This window comes from Candidatus Methylomirabilota bacterium (assembly GCA_036005065.1).
Taxonomy (GTDB): domain Bacteria; phylum Methylomirabilota; class Methylomirabilia; order Rokubacteriales; family DASRDR01; genus DASYQW01.
In genome coordinates this window covers 13875-28132 of sequence record DASYQW010000248.1, presented here as the reverse complement: position 1 = coordinate 28132, position 14258 = coordinate 13875, and the positions used below count along the sequence as shown (strand labels likewise).

General features: G+C 69.4%; 15 protein-coding genes. 2 read left to right on the top strand and 13 right to left on the bottom strand.

The features are described 5' to 3' along the window. Positions 1 to 1562, top strand: a 1562-nt coding sequence (locus VGW35_17830; GenBank protein HEV8309524.1) for a sigma-70 family RNA polymerase sigma factor, incomplete at its 5' end; no start/stop codon positions are given. 48 nt (positions 1563 to 1610) lie between these two features. Here VGW35_17830 and VGW35_17825 read toward each other — a convergent pair. The 4 genes from VGW35_17825 to VGW35_17810 all read right to left on the bottom strand — a co-directional run bounded on the left by VGW35_17825 (position 1611) and on the right by VGW35_17810 (position 5383). Beyond that, positions 1611 to 3164 (bottom strand): acyl-CoA carboxylase subunit beta, encoded by a 1554-nt coding sequence (locus VGW35_17825; protein ID HEV8309523.1) that lies wholly within the window; start codon positions 3162 to 3164, stop codon positions 1611 to 1613. 26 nt (positions 3165 to 3190) lie between these two features. Then, the gene (locus tag VGW35_17820) at positions 3191 to 3406 is read right to left on the bottom strand and encodes a biotin/lipoyl-binding carrier protein (protein ID HEV8309522.1); all 216 of its coding nucleotides are present in this window, start codon (positions 3404 to 3406) and stop codon (positions 3191 to 3193) included. A gap of 114 nt (positions 3407 to 3520) precedes the next feature. Beyond that, positions 3521 to 4522, bottom strand: a complete 1002-nt coding sequence (locus VGW35_17815; protein HEV8309521.1) for a hypothetical protein — start codon at positions 4520 to 4522, stop codon at positions 3521 to 3523. 105 nt (positions 4523 to 4627) lie between these two features. Continuing rightward, entirely contained in the window at positions 4628 to 5383 is a 756-nt protein-coding gene (locus VGW35_17810; protein ID HEV8309520.1) for a DUF455 family protein, read from the bottom strand. A gap of 184 nt (positions 5384 to 5567) precedes the next feature. On the opposite strand from VGW35_17810, the gene VGW35_17805 reads away from it, so the two are divergent. Next, the gene (locus VGW35_17805; GenBank protein ID HEV8309519.1) at positions 5568 to 6077 is read left to right on the top strand and encodes a CHRD domain-containing protein; all 510 of its coding nucleotides are present in this window, start codon (positions 5568 to 5570) and stop codon (positions 6075 to 6077) included. Between the two features lie 67 nt (positions 6078 to 6144). Here the strand turns inward: VGW35_17805 and VGW35_17800 are convergent, their stop codons facing one another. From VGW35_17800 to VGW35_17760, 9 genes are all read right to left on the bottom strand, one after another. After that, on the bottom strand, positions 6145 to 7026 hold the full coding sequence (locus VGW35_17800; protein HEV8309518.1) for a branched-chain amino acid ABC transporter permease: 882 nt from the start codon (positions 7024 to 7026) through the stop codon (positions 6145 to 6147). Between the two features lie 24 nt (positions 7027 to 7050). Then, positions 7051 to 8031 (bottom strand): branched-chain amino acid ABC transporter permease, encoded by a 981-nt coding sequence (locus tag VGW35_17795; GenBank protein HEV8309517.1) that lies wholly within the window; start codon positions 8029 to 8031, stop codon positions 7051 to 7053. 170 nt (positions 8032 to 8201) lie between these two features. After that, positions 8202 to 10046, bottom strand: coding sequence for an AMP-binding protein (locus VGW35_17790; protein ID HEV8309516.1), 1845 nt, complete (start codon positions 10044 to 10046; stop codon positions 8202 to 8204). 35 nt (positions 10047 to 10081) lie between these two features. Then, complete coding sequence (locus tag VGW35_17785) at positions 10082 to 10870, bottom strand: ABC transporter ATP-binding protein (protein HEV8309515.1); 789 nt, start codon at positions 10868 to 10870, stop codon at positions 10082 to 10084. A gap of 7 nt (positions 10871 to 10877) precedes the next feature. Continuing rightward, positions 10878 to 11573: an ABC transporter ATP-binding protein gene (locus VGW35_17780; protein HEV8309514.1), complete on the bottom strand. Its 696-nt coding sequence runs from the start codon at positions 11571 to 11573 to the stop codon at positions 10878 to 10880. A gap of 104 nt (positions 11574 to 11677) precedes the next feature. Further along, entirely contained in the window at positions 11678 to 12868 is a 1191-nt protein-coding gene (locus VGW35_17775) for an ABC transporter substrate-binding protein (GenBank protein ID HEV8309513.1), read from the bottom strand. Positions 12869 to 12985: 117 nt separating this feature from the next. Continuing rightward, positions 12986 to 13174, bottom strand: a complete 189-nt coding sequence (locus VGW35_17770) for a helix-turn-helix domain-containing protein (protein ID HEV8309512.1) — start codon at positions 13172 to 13174, stop codon at positions 12986 to 12988. Between the two features lie 17 nt (positions 13175 to 13191). Next, on the bottom strand, positions 13192 to 13872 hold the full coding sequence (gene cysE / locus VGW35_17765; protein HEV8309511.1) for a serine O-acetyltransferase: 681 nt from the start codon (positions 13870 to 13872) through the stop codon (positions 13192 to 13194). Further along, complete coding sequence (locus VGW35_17760; protein ID HEV8309510.1) at positions 13865 to 14254, bottom strand: iron-sulfur cluster assembly scaffold protein; 390 nt, start codon at positions 14252 to 14254, stop codon at positions 13865 to 13867. Before VGW35_17760 ends, cysE begins: the two co-directional genes overlap by 8 nt. Positions 14255 to 14258: the final 4 nt, after the last annotated feature.

Genomic DNA, 14258 nt, shown 5'->3' with positions numbered 1-14258 from the left:
CGCCCCGCTCGAAGCGGAAGCCCGAGGAGCTGGGGGAGGACCCCACCGCCCTGACGGGCGAGCTCGTCTCGGCGGACAAGGTCGAAGACGTGCTCGCGACACTCGACATTCAGCCGGCCGCCCCGGGCGACGAGCCGATGGCGCCGACGGTCGAAGAGCTCGAGCCGCCGGCCGAGGAGGAAGAGCCCGAGGCCCTCGAGGAGAGCCTGAGCCCCGAGGACCCGGTCCGGCTGTACCTGCGCGAGATCGGGCGAATCCCGCTGCTCACGGCCGAGCGCGAGGTCGTCCTCGGCCAGCAGATGGAGCGGGGGCAGGAGCGGGTGCGACGGGCGGTCATGGCGGTCCCGCTGGTCCGGCGCGAGCTGGTCACGCTGTCGGAGCGACTGCGCAAGCACGAGGTCGCCCCCGAGGCGTTCCTGGAGGCCCCCGACGGGACCGAGCTGGCCGACGCCGAATTCAGGCGGGTCCTCGGGGTCTTCGCCCAGATCCGGCGGCTCGACCGCGAGCTCACGGACCTCGAGGCGGCGCGCGGCCGCGCCCGCAAGGCCGAGTCCCGCAAGGCGATCCAGGAATGGATCGCCCAGAACCACCAGAACCGCGTGCGGCTGCTCGGGAACCTCCCGCTCAAGCCCATGGTGGTCGACCGGTGGGTGGGCCGGGTTCGCGGGCTGGCCCAGGAGCTGACGCGCCTGGTGAAGACCCTGGAGCTCGCCCCCCGCGATGGCGACGGCGCGCGGACGGCCCTCCGGCGTCGCACGCGGGAGATCGAGACCGAAGTGGGTCTGCCCCACCGGCGGCTGGTGACGCTCCTGCGCGACGTGGACGCGGGCGAGTTCGAGGTCCGCCAGGCCAAGAAGGCGCTCATGGAGGCCAACCTTCGCCTGGTCGTTTCGATCGCCAAGCGCTACCTGAACCATGACATGCCCCTCCTCGACCTCATCCAGGAGGGCAACATCGGCCTCATGAAGGCCGTGGACCGCTTCAAGTATCGCCGGGGCTTCAAGTTCTCCACGTACGCGACGTGGTGGATCCGCCAGGCCATCACCCGCGCGATCGCGGATCACGCCCGGACGATTCGGATCCCGGTCCACATGATCGAGACGCTCAACCGGCTCTCGCGGGTGAACCGAGGGCTTTTCCAGGAGCTCGGCCGGGAGCCCACCCCGGAGGAGATCGCCCGGCGGAGCGGCCTGCCGCTCCGGAAAGTGCGGCTCATCCTGGAGTCCTCACGGAAGCCGCTCTCGTTGGAGACGCCCATCGGCGAGGACTCCGATCTCGGCGACTTCCTCGAGGACAAGCGGACCCCGTCCCCGGCGGATTCGCTGCTGACTCAGGACCTGACCGTCCAGGTCGAGCGGGCACTGTCCAGCCTGAGCCCCAAGGAAGCGGAGATCCTGCGCCTCCGGTTCGGGATCGGCGAGGAAGGCGAGCACACCCTAGAGGAGGTGGGCCAGCGGTTCGACGTCACCCGCGAGCGGATTCGCCAGATCGAGGCGAAGGCCCTGCGAAAGCTCCGCTCGCCTCTCCGCGGCCGAGGCCTCAAGAGCTTCGTCGAGAATTGACCCCGGAGGGGGCCTCAACGGTCCCTCCGAAGCCTCCCCCCGGGGAAGCTAGACTGGCATGACCCCGTGCTTCTTCCACGGGCGCTCGACGCGCTTGCCTCGCGTGGCCTCGAGCGCGCGGATCACGACCGGCCTCGTCTCCCGCGGATCGATGACGTCGTCGATGTGGGCGTGGCCCGCCGCGACGTAGGGGTTGATCACCCGCCGAAACTCCTCGACCAGCCGCCGGCGCTCGGCCTCCGGCTCGGCGGCCGCGGCGACCTGCTTCCGAGAGATGATGTTGACCGCGCCGTCGGGTCCCATCACCGAGATCTCGGCGGTCGGCCAGGCCACGATCAGATCCGGCTCGTAGGCCCGGCCGCACATCACGTAGTAGCCGGCTCCGTAGGCCTTCCGCACGATCACGGTGACCTTGGGCACCGTCGCTTCCGCCACGGCGTAGAGCATCTTGGCTCCATGGCGGATGATGCCCTCCCGCTCGACCTTGGACCCCACCATGAAGCCCGGCACGTCCTGGAGGAAGACGAGGGAGATCCCGAAGGCGTCGCAGAGCATGACGAACCGCGCGGCCTTATCGGCCGCGTCGACGTCCAGGACGCCACCCAGGTGGAGCGGCTGGTTGGCCACGATGCCCACGCTGTGTCCGCCCATTCGGGCCAGACCCACGATGAGGTTCCGGGCCCAGGCCGGCTTCAGCTCGAAGAAGCGACCCTCATCCACGATTCGCTCGATGACCCGGTGCATGTCGTAGGCCCGGCGCGGGCTCTCGGGCACCACGTCGAGCAAGCCCTCGTCCCGGCGATCGACGGGGTCCGGCGTCGGCCGGTGCGGCGGCGCCTCCAGGTTCGAGGATGGGAAGTAGGCGAGGTAATCCTTGACGGCCCGGAGGCAGGCCTCGTCGTCCACGACCTCGAGGTCGGCGACCCCCGAGATCTCCGTATGTACGCGCGAGCCCCCGAGTTCCTCCGGATCCACGTCCTCGCCGACCACGGCCTTTACCAGCGGGGGACCGCCGAGCGCCATGTGGCTGGTCCCCTTCACCATCGGCACGAAGTCGGCGAGGCCGGGAATGTACGCCGTGCCGGCGGCCCCGGGGCCCATCATGGCCGCCACCAGCGGCACCACGCCGGACAGGACGACTTCCTCCCGGAACAGGTACCCCGACGACGCGAACCAGCCCCCGCCGGCCGCCTCCTGAATCCGCGCGCCGGCTGAATCGATGAGCCATACCAGCGGCACCCGCTGGGTAAGGGCCATCTCCCGCACCCGGGCGCACTTCACCTCGCCCGTCCGTCCCATCGACCCCGCCATCACCGTGAAGTCGTACGCGATGGTGCAGGCCGGGCGTCCATCGATTCGGCCGAAGCCGGTGACGACGCCGTCGGCGGGGGTCTCCCGGCCAGCCATCGAGGCGAGCTCGGCGTGGTGGGTCGCGTGGGCACCGATCTCGACGAAGGTGTCGGGGTCGAACAGGAAGGCGAGCCGCTCCCGGGCCGTCAGCTTGCCGCCCTCGTGCTGGCGCGCCACCGCCGCCGCGCCGCCGAGCTCGGCGATGCGTGCCCGGCGCTGCCGCAGTTCCTCGACCAGCTCCCGCATCCCCATGGTCGGCTCCCTGCCCGCCGTGATCCTTACTCCAGAACCGCGACGACGTCCCCTTCCTGGACCGTCTGGCCCTCGGCGACCCGAATCGCCTGGACGACTCCCGCCCGGGGTGCTTCGACCGGAATCTCCATCTTCATCGACTCCAGGATGAGGATGGGATCACCGGCAGCCACCCGGTCGCCCGTCTGGCTGACGACCTGGAACACGACGCCCGTGATGTGCGCCCGCACCTCCTCGGCCATCCGTCAGAGCCTCCTCTCGATTTTTGGAAGGGGGCTGCGCCCCCCTCCGCTCGGGCCTGCGTGTCTATCTCGAGGAAACAGGTCAGCGGCCCTGGAGCCGGTCCCGCTCGGCCGTCACGCGCCCTCGGGGCCCGCGACGCGGACCTGCTCGGCCGCCAGGATCCGCCACCCTCCCTCGGGGGTCTCGGCCCAGCGCGCCTGCACGACCACCGTGCGGTGGCCGACGTACCTGGTCTTGAGGATGTGGTGCCGGCCGATACGGGCGTGCGCCACCAGGTCGAAGCCGTGGAAGGCCTCGCCGAGCAGCTGGCGGAAGAGATCGGCGGGCTCCAGCCGGGCGCCGGGGTCCAGATCGTCGAGCGCGCCGGGATCCCCGCTCACGAGGCGCCGGGCATGCTCGAGCGCCCTGGCGACAGGCTCCGCGTGCGCGCGGTCGCGCCCCGGCTCCGGCTCTGCCCGAGGGCGCGCGCCAGCGTCGTCGGCAGCGGCTGGAGCTCCCGGGTCCTCCCGGTCCTCCGGCTCCGCCGGCACCGTGCCGTCCTCCCCCGTGACGCCGCCAGCGCTCCCCAGCAGGCCCCGCAGCTCCGCCTCCCAGCGCGCCACGCGGGTCCGCGCGGCCTCGGAGCGGGCGAGGACCGCGAGAGCGTGACGGCCCTCGGCCAGATGCCGCCGCTCCTCGTCGAGACACCGCTCCAGGATTCGCCGGGTGGGCGCCTCGAAGACCGGGTTGGCGCGCGCCAGGTGCGCGGCATAGGTGGCGGCGAGGTGCGGCTTCAAGACACGGTAGATGCCGGTGAGCCGCTCGAGCGTCTCGCCCCAGGCCTCCCGGCTCTCCAGCGCCGCCATGAAGCCGACGAGGCCCTGGCTGGCCGGCTCCGAGACCTGGGCCGGCGCTCGCAGCTCCGGCAGCCGCTTCCCCCACAGGTCGGCGTGCTGGGCGCAGTCCCAGACCTGACGGCCCATCAGCAGCTTCACCGGCACCTCGGGCGTCAGCGCGATCCAGCCGGCCAGGATCCGCACCATCCGCTCCTCCGCGTAGCGGTACTGGCGGACGCGTCGGGCGCTGGCTTCGACGCTCAGGTGGCCGGCGAGCTCGCGCGAGGGGTCGGGGGTCATGCGAGCCCCGGAGCGGGCGGCCGCCGGCCGGGCGCGACGGCGACGAGCGTCGGCCGGGCGGGATACGTGCCTCCGGGGCCGGGCCGGGCGCGCCGAGGCCCGTGATCAGTAGACAGGGCTGCGCTGGGTGGCCTTGACCAGCCGCTGGATCTCCTCTTCGGTGAAGCCGGCCAGGCGGCGGATCTCGTCCGAAATGGAAATAGGCACTTCGTCGGCGGCACCCGGTCGCCGCATCCCGCCCAGGTTGAACCGCTCGTCGATCGACTCCTGGAACTCGACCGCGCGGCGGCGGCGCTCGGGGTCGCCCTCGGTCAGCTTGTTCAGCCAGTAGGACCCCATCCGGACGTGGGTGATCTCGTCGGCGAGGACGTAGTCCACGGCGCGCGCGATGATCGGATCGGGCAGCCGCCTGGCGATCTCGATGAGCTGGGCGAACACATCGCAGGCGAGGCCCTCGAGTCCCCGATTGACACCGGCCACTCGGGCGGCCGCGTCCTCGGCGCACGCACACCGCCACAGGATCGTGCTCTCCGGAAACTCGCCGACGTACCCGCCGAGGTGCTCGAGGAGCCGCGTGTAGACTTCCACGTGGCGCGACTCGTCCCAGACCTGCCGTGCCATGTCCATCGTGAACTCCCACGGCGCATCGGGGAAGTCGTACACCGACCGGCCGGCTCCCTCCATGGCCTGGAGCTCGCCGACCAGGATCCCGTGCACGCGCTCCCGGATCGACTCCCGCGAGGCGAGGTCGGGGAACGGCGGGAGCCCCTGTGCCACGCGCAGCTCGGCGACACGCCGCGCGCGCATGCGCACGAAGCGGTCCTCCCGGGCGAGCTTGTCGTAGGCGATCGGACGGTCCATGGCCCTCCTCGGCGATGGCTATGGCAGCCGCCAGGGATTGTACCCCAGCCGACACGGCACCAGCAATGGCGCTTGACTTGGACGCCGGCCCGCCTTATTAAGGAGAGAGGAGAGGGCGGGAGTGTGGTCGGGCCCCGTGGCACTCCGGTATGGTCCCATCACCCGTGACACGGAGGAAGGCACGATGACACGCTCTGAGCTCATCACGCTCGTCGTTCTCGCGGCCCTGCTCGCGACGCTCGGCTTGCCGGCCCTGGCCGCCGCCAATCATCTCCGGGGGACGCTGTCCGGCTACCAGGAGGTCCCGACGGTCTCCAGTTCGGGCCGGGGGAGCTTCCGCGGGCACCAGACGGCAGGCGGCGCCGGGGTCCAGTACTCGCTCACCTACGCCGGCGTGGGGACGCCGACCGCGGCCCACCTCCACTTCGGGGCGGTCGCCATCGACGGCGGCATCGTCGCCTTCCTGTGTGGCGGCGGCGGCAAGCCGGCCTGCCCGGCCTCGGGGACCCCCGTGAACGGCACCATCGCGGCCGGCGACATCACGGCGGTGCAGGGCCTCGACACGATGGCCGAGCTGCTCCGCGCGCTCCAGGCCGGCGTGGTGTACGTCAACGTCCACACGAGCACCTTCCCCGGCGGGGAGATCCGCGGCCAGATCCGGCCGGTCCCGCTCAGATCCGCCGAGGAAGAGTAACCGGCCTCCGGAATTCGACCCGCGCGACGCGAAAGGGGGAGTGCTCGGCACTCCCCCTTTCTTTTCGTTACACGCGCTCCTTGAACTCCCGTCCCAGGAGCCCTTCCGGGCGGATCAGCAGCACGACGATGATGATCACGAAAGCCAGCGTGTTCTTGAACTGGATCGTGACATAGGCCCCGGCCAGGCTTTCCGCGACCCCCAGGATCACGCCGCCGAGCACGGCCCCGGGCAGGCTGTTGAGCCCACCCAGGACCGCTGCCGCGAATCCCTTGAGGAACGGGTCCAGCATGAAGAAGGGATCCAGGAGGAGCGCGGGAGCCAGGAAGATCCCGGCCACCACCCCGAGGGCAGAGGCCACGCCCCAGGCGAACGCCAGCACTCGCCGGGTCGGGATGCCCAGGGTCTGAGCGGCCGCCAGGTTCTCCGAGGTGGCGCGCATGGCGAGGCCGAGCCGCGTCTTCTGGACCAGGAGGTAGAGGAGCAGGCTCCCCAGCACGCCGGCCCCGAAGGTGCCGAGCGACAGCTCGCTGACGAAGACGGGACCCACCTTCCACGTCTTGCTGTCCGATAGCGGGAACGGGAAGCGATCGGGCTCGGCCCCCCACTCGTACACGATGAGGCCCTGGAAGATCAGCGCGAGACCCAGGGTGAGGATGACCTGCCCCAGCAGATTGGCCCCCTGACGCTGGGCCGGCACCAGGACACCGAAGTAGAATGCCACGGCCACCGCGGCCCCGACCAGGAGCGCCAGCGGAAACGCGACGGCAAAGGGATAGCCCTGCGTCACGAGCGCGAAGGCGACGAACGTTCCCAGCGTGGCCACGTCGCCATGGGCGAAGTTGAGAACCCGGGTGGACCGGTAGATCAGCACCAGCCCCAGCGCCACCAGGGCGTAGAGGCTTCCCGCCGAAAGCCCGGTCAGCGCATACTGGAGTAGCCGCTCCATCGACCGCTCACCCGGGGCCGGCGCTCAGCGGAAGGGCCAGAGGCGGAAATACCGCATCATCTTCAGCCAGCGGCCAGCCAGCCCCAGCGGCTCGAAGATCAGCACCGCCAGGATCGTGAGCCCGAACAGCACCGGAACGAACCACCGGTACTCGGCGAGAAGGGTCGGCACCAGGATCACGAACGCCGCCCCGAACACTGACCCTTCCACCGAGGCGAGCCCGCCCACGATCACCGCCACGAAGAGGGTCAGCGACTCGGCGACATTGAACGTCTGCGGCTCGAGATGGCCGAGAAACTGGGCGAACAGGCCCCCCTGCACGCCCGTGTAAAAGGAGGAGATGGCGAACGCGAGCAGCTTGTAGCGAGTGAGGTTCACCCCCATGACCTCGGCCGCGATATCGCTGTCTCGGATCGCCACGAATGCCCGGCCCACGTACGACGAGATCAGGTTGTAGGTGACCGCGGTGAACAGCACGAGCAGCCCGAGGTAGATGTAGTAGACGTAGAGCTCGCGGCTGAGCCCGAATGCCGGCTGGAGCTTGACCACCGCCAGCCCCGACCGCCCACCCGACAGGATCTCCGAGTTGGCGAAGACCTGGTACACGGCGATCCCGAAGCCGAGCGTCGCGATCGCCAGATAGGGACCCTTCAGGCGGATGGAAGGGAACCCGACCACCACGCCCGCCAGCGCCGCTGCCAGGCCGGCCGCGGCCAGCGCCGCCAGGAACGGCACTCCCACGAGCTTCAGGTGCCCGAAGGTATAGGCGCCAATGGCCAGAAACCCGGCCTGCCCGAACGAGATCTGCCCCGTGTAACCGATGAGCAGGTTCTGCCCCATGACCCCGATGGCATAGAGCCAGATCAGGCTCAGGCGCACCACCCACGACGCGTGGGCGTACCAGGGCAGAGCCAGCAGCGCGGCCAGCAAGAGACCCAGTAGCGCCCACGTCAGCGGCTTGCGGGCGAAGCGCAGGTCGTCCCGGTAGCTCTCGACCAGATCCATCCGCTCAGCTCGTCGCGGGCCGGGCCCTGGGAAGTCGTCGTATGCACCACGCGCCATGCGACTGCCATATCGCCAACGTTTGGTGCTCCTCTCCGAGCGCGGGCTTCGCCCGCGCAACCTTCTCCCGGGGGAGCGCCTGGGAGGGGGCCGTCGAGGCCCCCTCCCAGGATCTAGTCGCGGTAGAGGGAGGCGATCATCTCCGCATACCGCCGCTCGAGGCTGGCTCGCTTGACCTTCTTGGTCGGCGTCACGTCCCCCTCTTCCTCGTAGAACCGCCGGGGGAGGAGGGCGAACTTCTTGATACTCTCCACCTGCGAGAGCGTGCGGTTGACCTTGTCCACCTCCTGCCCGATGAGCCGCGTCACGTCGGGATTCTGGGTGAGGTCCGCGAACGTCGCGAACGGGATCCGGTGGTCCTGGGCGAACTTGGTCACGTTGTCCTCGTCGATCAGGATCAGCGCCACCAGGTACTTCCGCCGGTCGCCGATCACCACCGCGTCCTGGACGTACGGGCTGAACTTCAGCTTGTTCTCGATGTAGGCCGGGGTGACGTTCTTGCCGTAGGCGTTGATGATGATGTCCTTCTTCCGGTCGAGGATCTTGAGGTACCCGTCCTCCCAGGCCCCGACGTCTCCCGTGTGGAGCCAGCCGTCCCGGTCGATCGTACGGGCCGTCAGTTCGGGGTCCTTGAAGTAACCCTTGAATACGTGGGGGCCGCGCGTCAGGATCTCCCCGTCGTCGGCCAGCGCCACCTCGATCCCGGCGATCGGCTCCCCGACCGTCCCCATCCGGGGCCGGTCCAGCCGGTTGACCGAGATCACCCCGGTGGATTCCGTCTGGCCGTAACCCTCGATGAGAGGGATACCGAGGGCGCGGTAGTACTCGAACAACTCGGGCGAGGCCGGCGCGGCGCCGCACACGGCGATGCGGATCCGGTCAAAACCGAGACAGCGCTTGAGCGGAGCCAGCACGGTCCAGTAGAGGAGTCGGTAGGCGACCGACAGCCCCGGGGAGGGTCCGGCGGCCGAGAACCTCGCCCGCGCATGGCGCCGTCCCACCTCCACCGCCATCCGGTACAGCGCGCGCTTGAGCCAGGTGGAGTCCGCCATGCGCAGGTCGACGGATGAGGCGAGCTTCTCCCAGATCCGGGGCACGCTGGCGAAGTAGGTCGGCGAGACCTCGCGCAGGTTCTGGAAAAGCGTGTCGAGGCTCTCGACGAAGCTGACCACGTAGCCGATCCGCACCGCCTGGAAGACGGAGATCAGGTTCTCGTAGATGTGCGCAAAGGGCAGATACGAGACGGCGTCGTCCTCGGGTCCGAGCGTGTTGGCCTCGAGGAGGGCGTCGGTCACCCACAGAATGCTGTGATGCGACAGCATGGCCCCCTTCGGCGGCCCGGTGGTACCCGAGGTGTAAATGATCATGGCCGTGTCGTCCGGCTCGATCGCCGCCAGCGCCTCGGTCAGGCGGCCCGGGCGGGCCTCGAGGAGCTGCCGGCCCTGCTTGAGGAAGTCGTCGAAGAAGACGACCCGGTCGTCGGTGAAGCCCCAGAGCCCCTTGGCGTCCCAGACCACGACCCGCTCGACGCGGGTGTCGGCCACGACCTGGAGCGCCTTCTCGAGTTGCTCTTCGTTCTCCAGGAAGAGCACCCGGGCCTCCGAGTGGTTCAGGAGGTAGTGGACCTGCTCGGGCGAGGACGTCGGGTAGACGCCACAGGTCACTCCGCCCGCCGACATCGTGCCCAGGTGGCAATAGAGCCATTCCGGGCGGTTCTCGCCGAGGATCGCCACGTTTTCGCGGGGCCGAAGGCCGAAGGCCAGCAGGCCGCCGGCCACTTTCCGGACTTCCTCGGCGTACTGGTTCCAGGACACTCGGTGCCAGATCCCGTAGGCCTTGTGACGCAGCGCGAGCCGATCACCCCGCCGCTCGACCTGGGCGAAGAACGACGCCGGCAGACTCCGCGCCCCGCCCGACCCGTCAATCTCCGCCCTCCCCGGCCGACGACTGCTCATCATCACCCCTCCTTGCCCTTGGGGGGAGGCAGGCCGCCTCACCATCGCCGCCGCTTCCGGTAGAGCCGCCAGCCCCTCGGCGAGGCTGCCCCCGTCCCCAGTCCCAGGTACGCCTCCCGGACGTCCTCGTGTTCCGCGAGCTCTCCCGGGGTGCCCTGGAGCACGACCCGGCCGGCCTCGAGGATCGCCGCGTGCTGGGCCACCTTGAGCGCCAGCCGCGCATTCTGCTCCACCAGCAGAATCGTGGTGCCCGTCTGGCTGATGGCGCCGAGGGCGTCGAAGACCCCCCGGGCGACCTGGGGTGCCAACCCCAGGGACGGCTCGTCGAGCATCAGGAGGCGCGGACGCCGGAGCATCGCCCGGGCCAGCGCGAGCATCTGCTGCTCGCCCCCGGACAGGGTCTCGGCCTGCTGGTCGCGCCGCTCGCGGAGGACCGGGAACATGCCATACACGAAGTCGAGGTCCTGTGCGATGCCGCCGTCGCGCCGCCCCCAGAGACCGAGCTGAAGGTTCTCCCACACGGTGAGTTCCCGGAACAGCCCGCGGTCCTCGGGCACGTACACGACACCCAGGTTCGCGATCGCCTCCGGTGACCGCCGCTCGATCCGCTGTCCGGCGAACTCGATCGAGCCCTTCTTCGGCTGGTCTTTCAGGAGTCCGGCCACCGTTTTGAGCAGGGTCGTCTTCCCCGCTCCGTTGGGGCCGAGGACGGCGACGATCCACCGCTCCGGGACCTCGATCGTGACCCCGAGCAGGGCATAGATGCGATCCAGGTACAGTGTCTCGATGCTCGAGACGCGCAGCAACGGCCGAGCCGTCCCGGGCATGCGGTCCTCACTCCCCGAGGTAGGCCCGCACCACGTCGGGATGGCGCTGAACCTCTTCCGGCGCTCCCTCGGCGATCTTCACCCCGTGATCCAGCGCCACCATCCGGCCGGCCAGCCGCGACGCCACCCGCAGGTCATGCTCCACGAGGAGGATCGTGACTCCGAAGCGGCCCCGAATCTCGTGAATCCAGTAGGCGACCTCCTCCTTCTCCTCCGCGGTCAAGCCCGAAACCGGCTCGTCGAGCAGGAGAAGCTGCGGCTCGGTGGCCAGCGCCCGCCCGAGCTCGACCCGCTTCTGGACGCCGTAGGGACAGTCGGCGACCCGGGTCTTTCGGTAGGGCTCGAGGTTCAGAAACTCGATGATCTCCTCGCAGTGTCGCCGGTGACGGATCTCTTCGCGCCGGAGCCGGAGTATCGCGTGAGCGAGCTTCCGCTCGAAGTGTAGATGCCGGCCCAGGAGCAGGTTGTCGAGGACCGACATGTTGAGGAAGAGTCGAAGGTTCTGGAATGTGCGGGCCACGCCGCGGCGGGTCACCGCGTCGGGGGAGAGCCCGCGCAGGCTCTCTCCCCGGAAGGCGATGGTGCCGGCGGTGGGGCGATAGATTCCGGTGATGCAGTTGAACAGTGAGGTCTTGCCGGATCCATTCGGCCCGATCACGGCGAGGGCCTCGCCCTCGTCGATGGCGATTTCGACCCCGGCCAAAGCCTGGATCCCGCCGAAGCGGAGCAATAGGTCCCGGACCTCCAGAAGGCGGCCCAAGGTGCGCGGGAGGCGGTTATCAGGCCGTCAGGTCCGGGCGCCTCCCGCTAGAAGTGGGGCGGAAAGAGCTGATACCCACTCTGGAGCGGCACCAGGTTGCCCTTCTCGGCCCGCATGAAGCGCACCGCATTGGCGCCGTGGCGGCGGTTGGGGCCGAACGTGATCGGCGCGGTGAGCTTCTCGGGGACATAGTCCTTGAGCGTCTCCATGGCCTCGACGAACGCCTCCCGGGTGAGGTTCCGGCCGGCGCGCTTGAGGCCTTCGACCGCCAGGATCATCGGAGCCGCTCCCGCCAGCGCCGTGCTCTCCTTGCCCTTCAGCTTGGGCTCGTACTTGACCAGGATGTCCGCGATCCGGTCGCCGTCGGGTTCGCCCACGATCGTCCCCAGCACGTTGACATGGGCGCCGTCCCACAGGTCGCCCAGCAGGCGAAACATGATGTGGTGGTCCCCCAGAGGGAACGAGGCCACCAGCCGGGGGCGATACCCGACCTTGGCCATTTCCTTGATCACGTTGGCGCCATGGGTGATCGTCGAGTAGAAGATCACGGTGTCGGCCCCGGAGTCCTTGAGCTTCAGGGCGTGAGTCCCCATCTCGCGATCAGCCAGCTCGTAGGCCACCTCGGCGGCCAGCGACCCCTTCCCGGCGAGGCCACGCAATCCCTTCTTGACGCCGTCCAGCCCGCCCTTCCCGTAGTCGTCGTTCTGGAAGAAGACGGCGACCTTCTGGGCCCCCAGCTTGGTCACGGCCTGACCAACCAGGAATTCGCCTTCGTCGATGTAGTCGGGGTAATTCACGAAGACGTAGCGCAGCTTCTCGCGGGCCTGCTTCTCCCAGATCGCCGGGTTGCCGTACGGGTTGACGATCGGGATCTTCGCCTCGGCGACGAGATCCTTGGACGCGTTCAGGATGGCCGAGCCCAGGAGCCCCACCACGGCAAAGACGCTGTCCTTCATCTCGGTCAGGTTGGCGACGGCCCGGCCGGGCACATAGCCGTCGTCCTTGAGGACGGTCTTGATCTTCCGGCCGTGGATGCCACCCTGATCGTTGACGTACTTGGCCCACGCTTCCATGGCCACCGCGGTGTTGCCCCAGGCTGCCGCCGGTCCCGACAGCGGCGTCGTGAGCCCGATGACGATCTCGGTGTCGGTGACGCCGGGAGCCTTCGCCTGCGCCGATACCGATGTGACGGCGGCGAGGAGGACGACCAGCAGGGTACCGAGCCTCAGGAGTCGCATCGTCAACCTCCTCGCTAGGGTGCCCATTCCAGGGTTATCCGGGCCACGGGTACCATCAGACGGACATGGAGACCGATTGGGCCGGATTCTAGGGGGAATGCCGGCGAGCTGTCAATCTCAGGGGCGCGTGTTGCGACGGGCCTGGAGCCGCTGCCACTTTTGGAGCGACTTCCGCGAAAAGACCCACTGGTTCTCGACCTTCACGGCCGGGATCTGTCGGTCCTCCGCCATCCGTGCCAGCGCGGCCTCGTCGAGGGCGAGGTACGCCGATGCTTCCTTCACGGTCATCGCGTCGTTGAAGGTCACGATCCCCTCCCCGGGACTCACGCCTGTCGGTCCGGCGTCGGCACCGCCTCGCTGACGAGCCTCCGCAACGCGGCGATTTCGCCCTCCATCGTCTGGAACCGGTCCAGCATCTGTTCGATGGCCTTCGCCAGCGGGTCCGGCAAGTCGGTATGCTCGAGGTCGAAGACCTCCGTCACTCGCCGGCCGTCGCGAAAGATCACCTTGCCCGGCACCCCGACCACGACCGAGTTCGGCGGAACGTCCTTGACGACGACCGAGCCGCCCCCGACCCGCGTCCCCTCGCCGATCGTGATCGCCCCCAGGATCGCCGACCCCGCCCCGACCACCACGTTCCGCTCGAGCGTCGGATGGCGCTTCTCGCGCTTGAGGCTCGTGCCACCGAGCGTGACGCCCTGGTACAGCGTGACGTTCTCGCCGACCTCGGCGGTCTCACCGATGACCACGCCCATCCCGTGGTCGATGAAGACCCCCGGCCCGAGCCGGGCGGCCGGGTGGACCTCGATGCCGGTCACGAACCGAGCCAGGTGAGAGACGAAGCGCGCGCTGACCACCCACCCGGCGTTCCAGAGCCGATGGGCGAGCCGGTGGAAGGCCAGTGCGTGGACTCCGGGGTAACAGAGGACTACCTCGAGCCGGCTCCGGGCGGCCGGGTCGCGCTCGAGGGCGGCTTGGACATCGCGGCGGATGGCGTCAAACACGACTCACCTCCGGCGTATACGTCTGGCGATAGTGGGCGGCAGCGGCGCGGAGCGCCTCGATCACCAGCGTCGCCGCGTGGCGGCGATCGGCCGGCAACCCCCCCAGCGCCCGCTCGACGGCGCCGGGCGTGAGCTCCCCGAGGTCCTCGACCGGGCGATCGCGGACGAGCTCGGTGACCAGGCTCGATGCCGCGATGGACGGCCCACAGCCGTACGTCTGGAAGCGGGCCTCGACCACCCGCCCGTCGGTGACCCGCAAGTAGAACCGGGCGAGGTCTCCGCAAGTCGGATCCTGGCTCTCGCCGACACCGTCCGGGCTGCGCATCATGCCGACGTTCCGCGGCGCCCGGAAGTGGTCGATGAGCGCGTCGCTGTACCTCATCGGT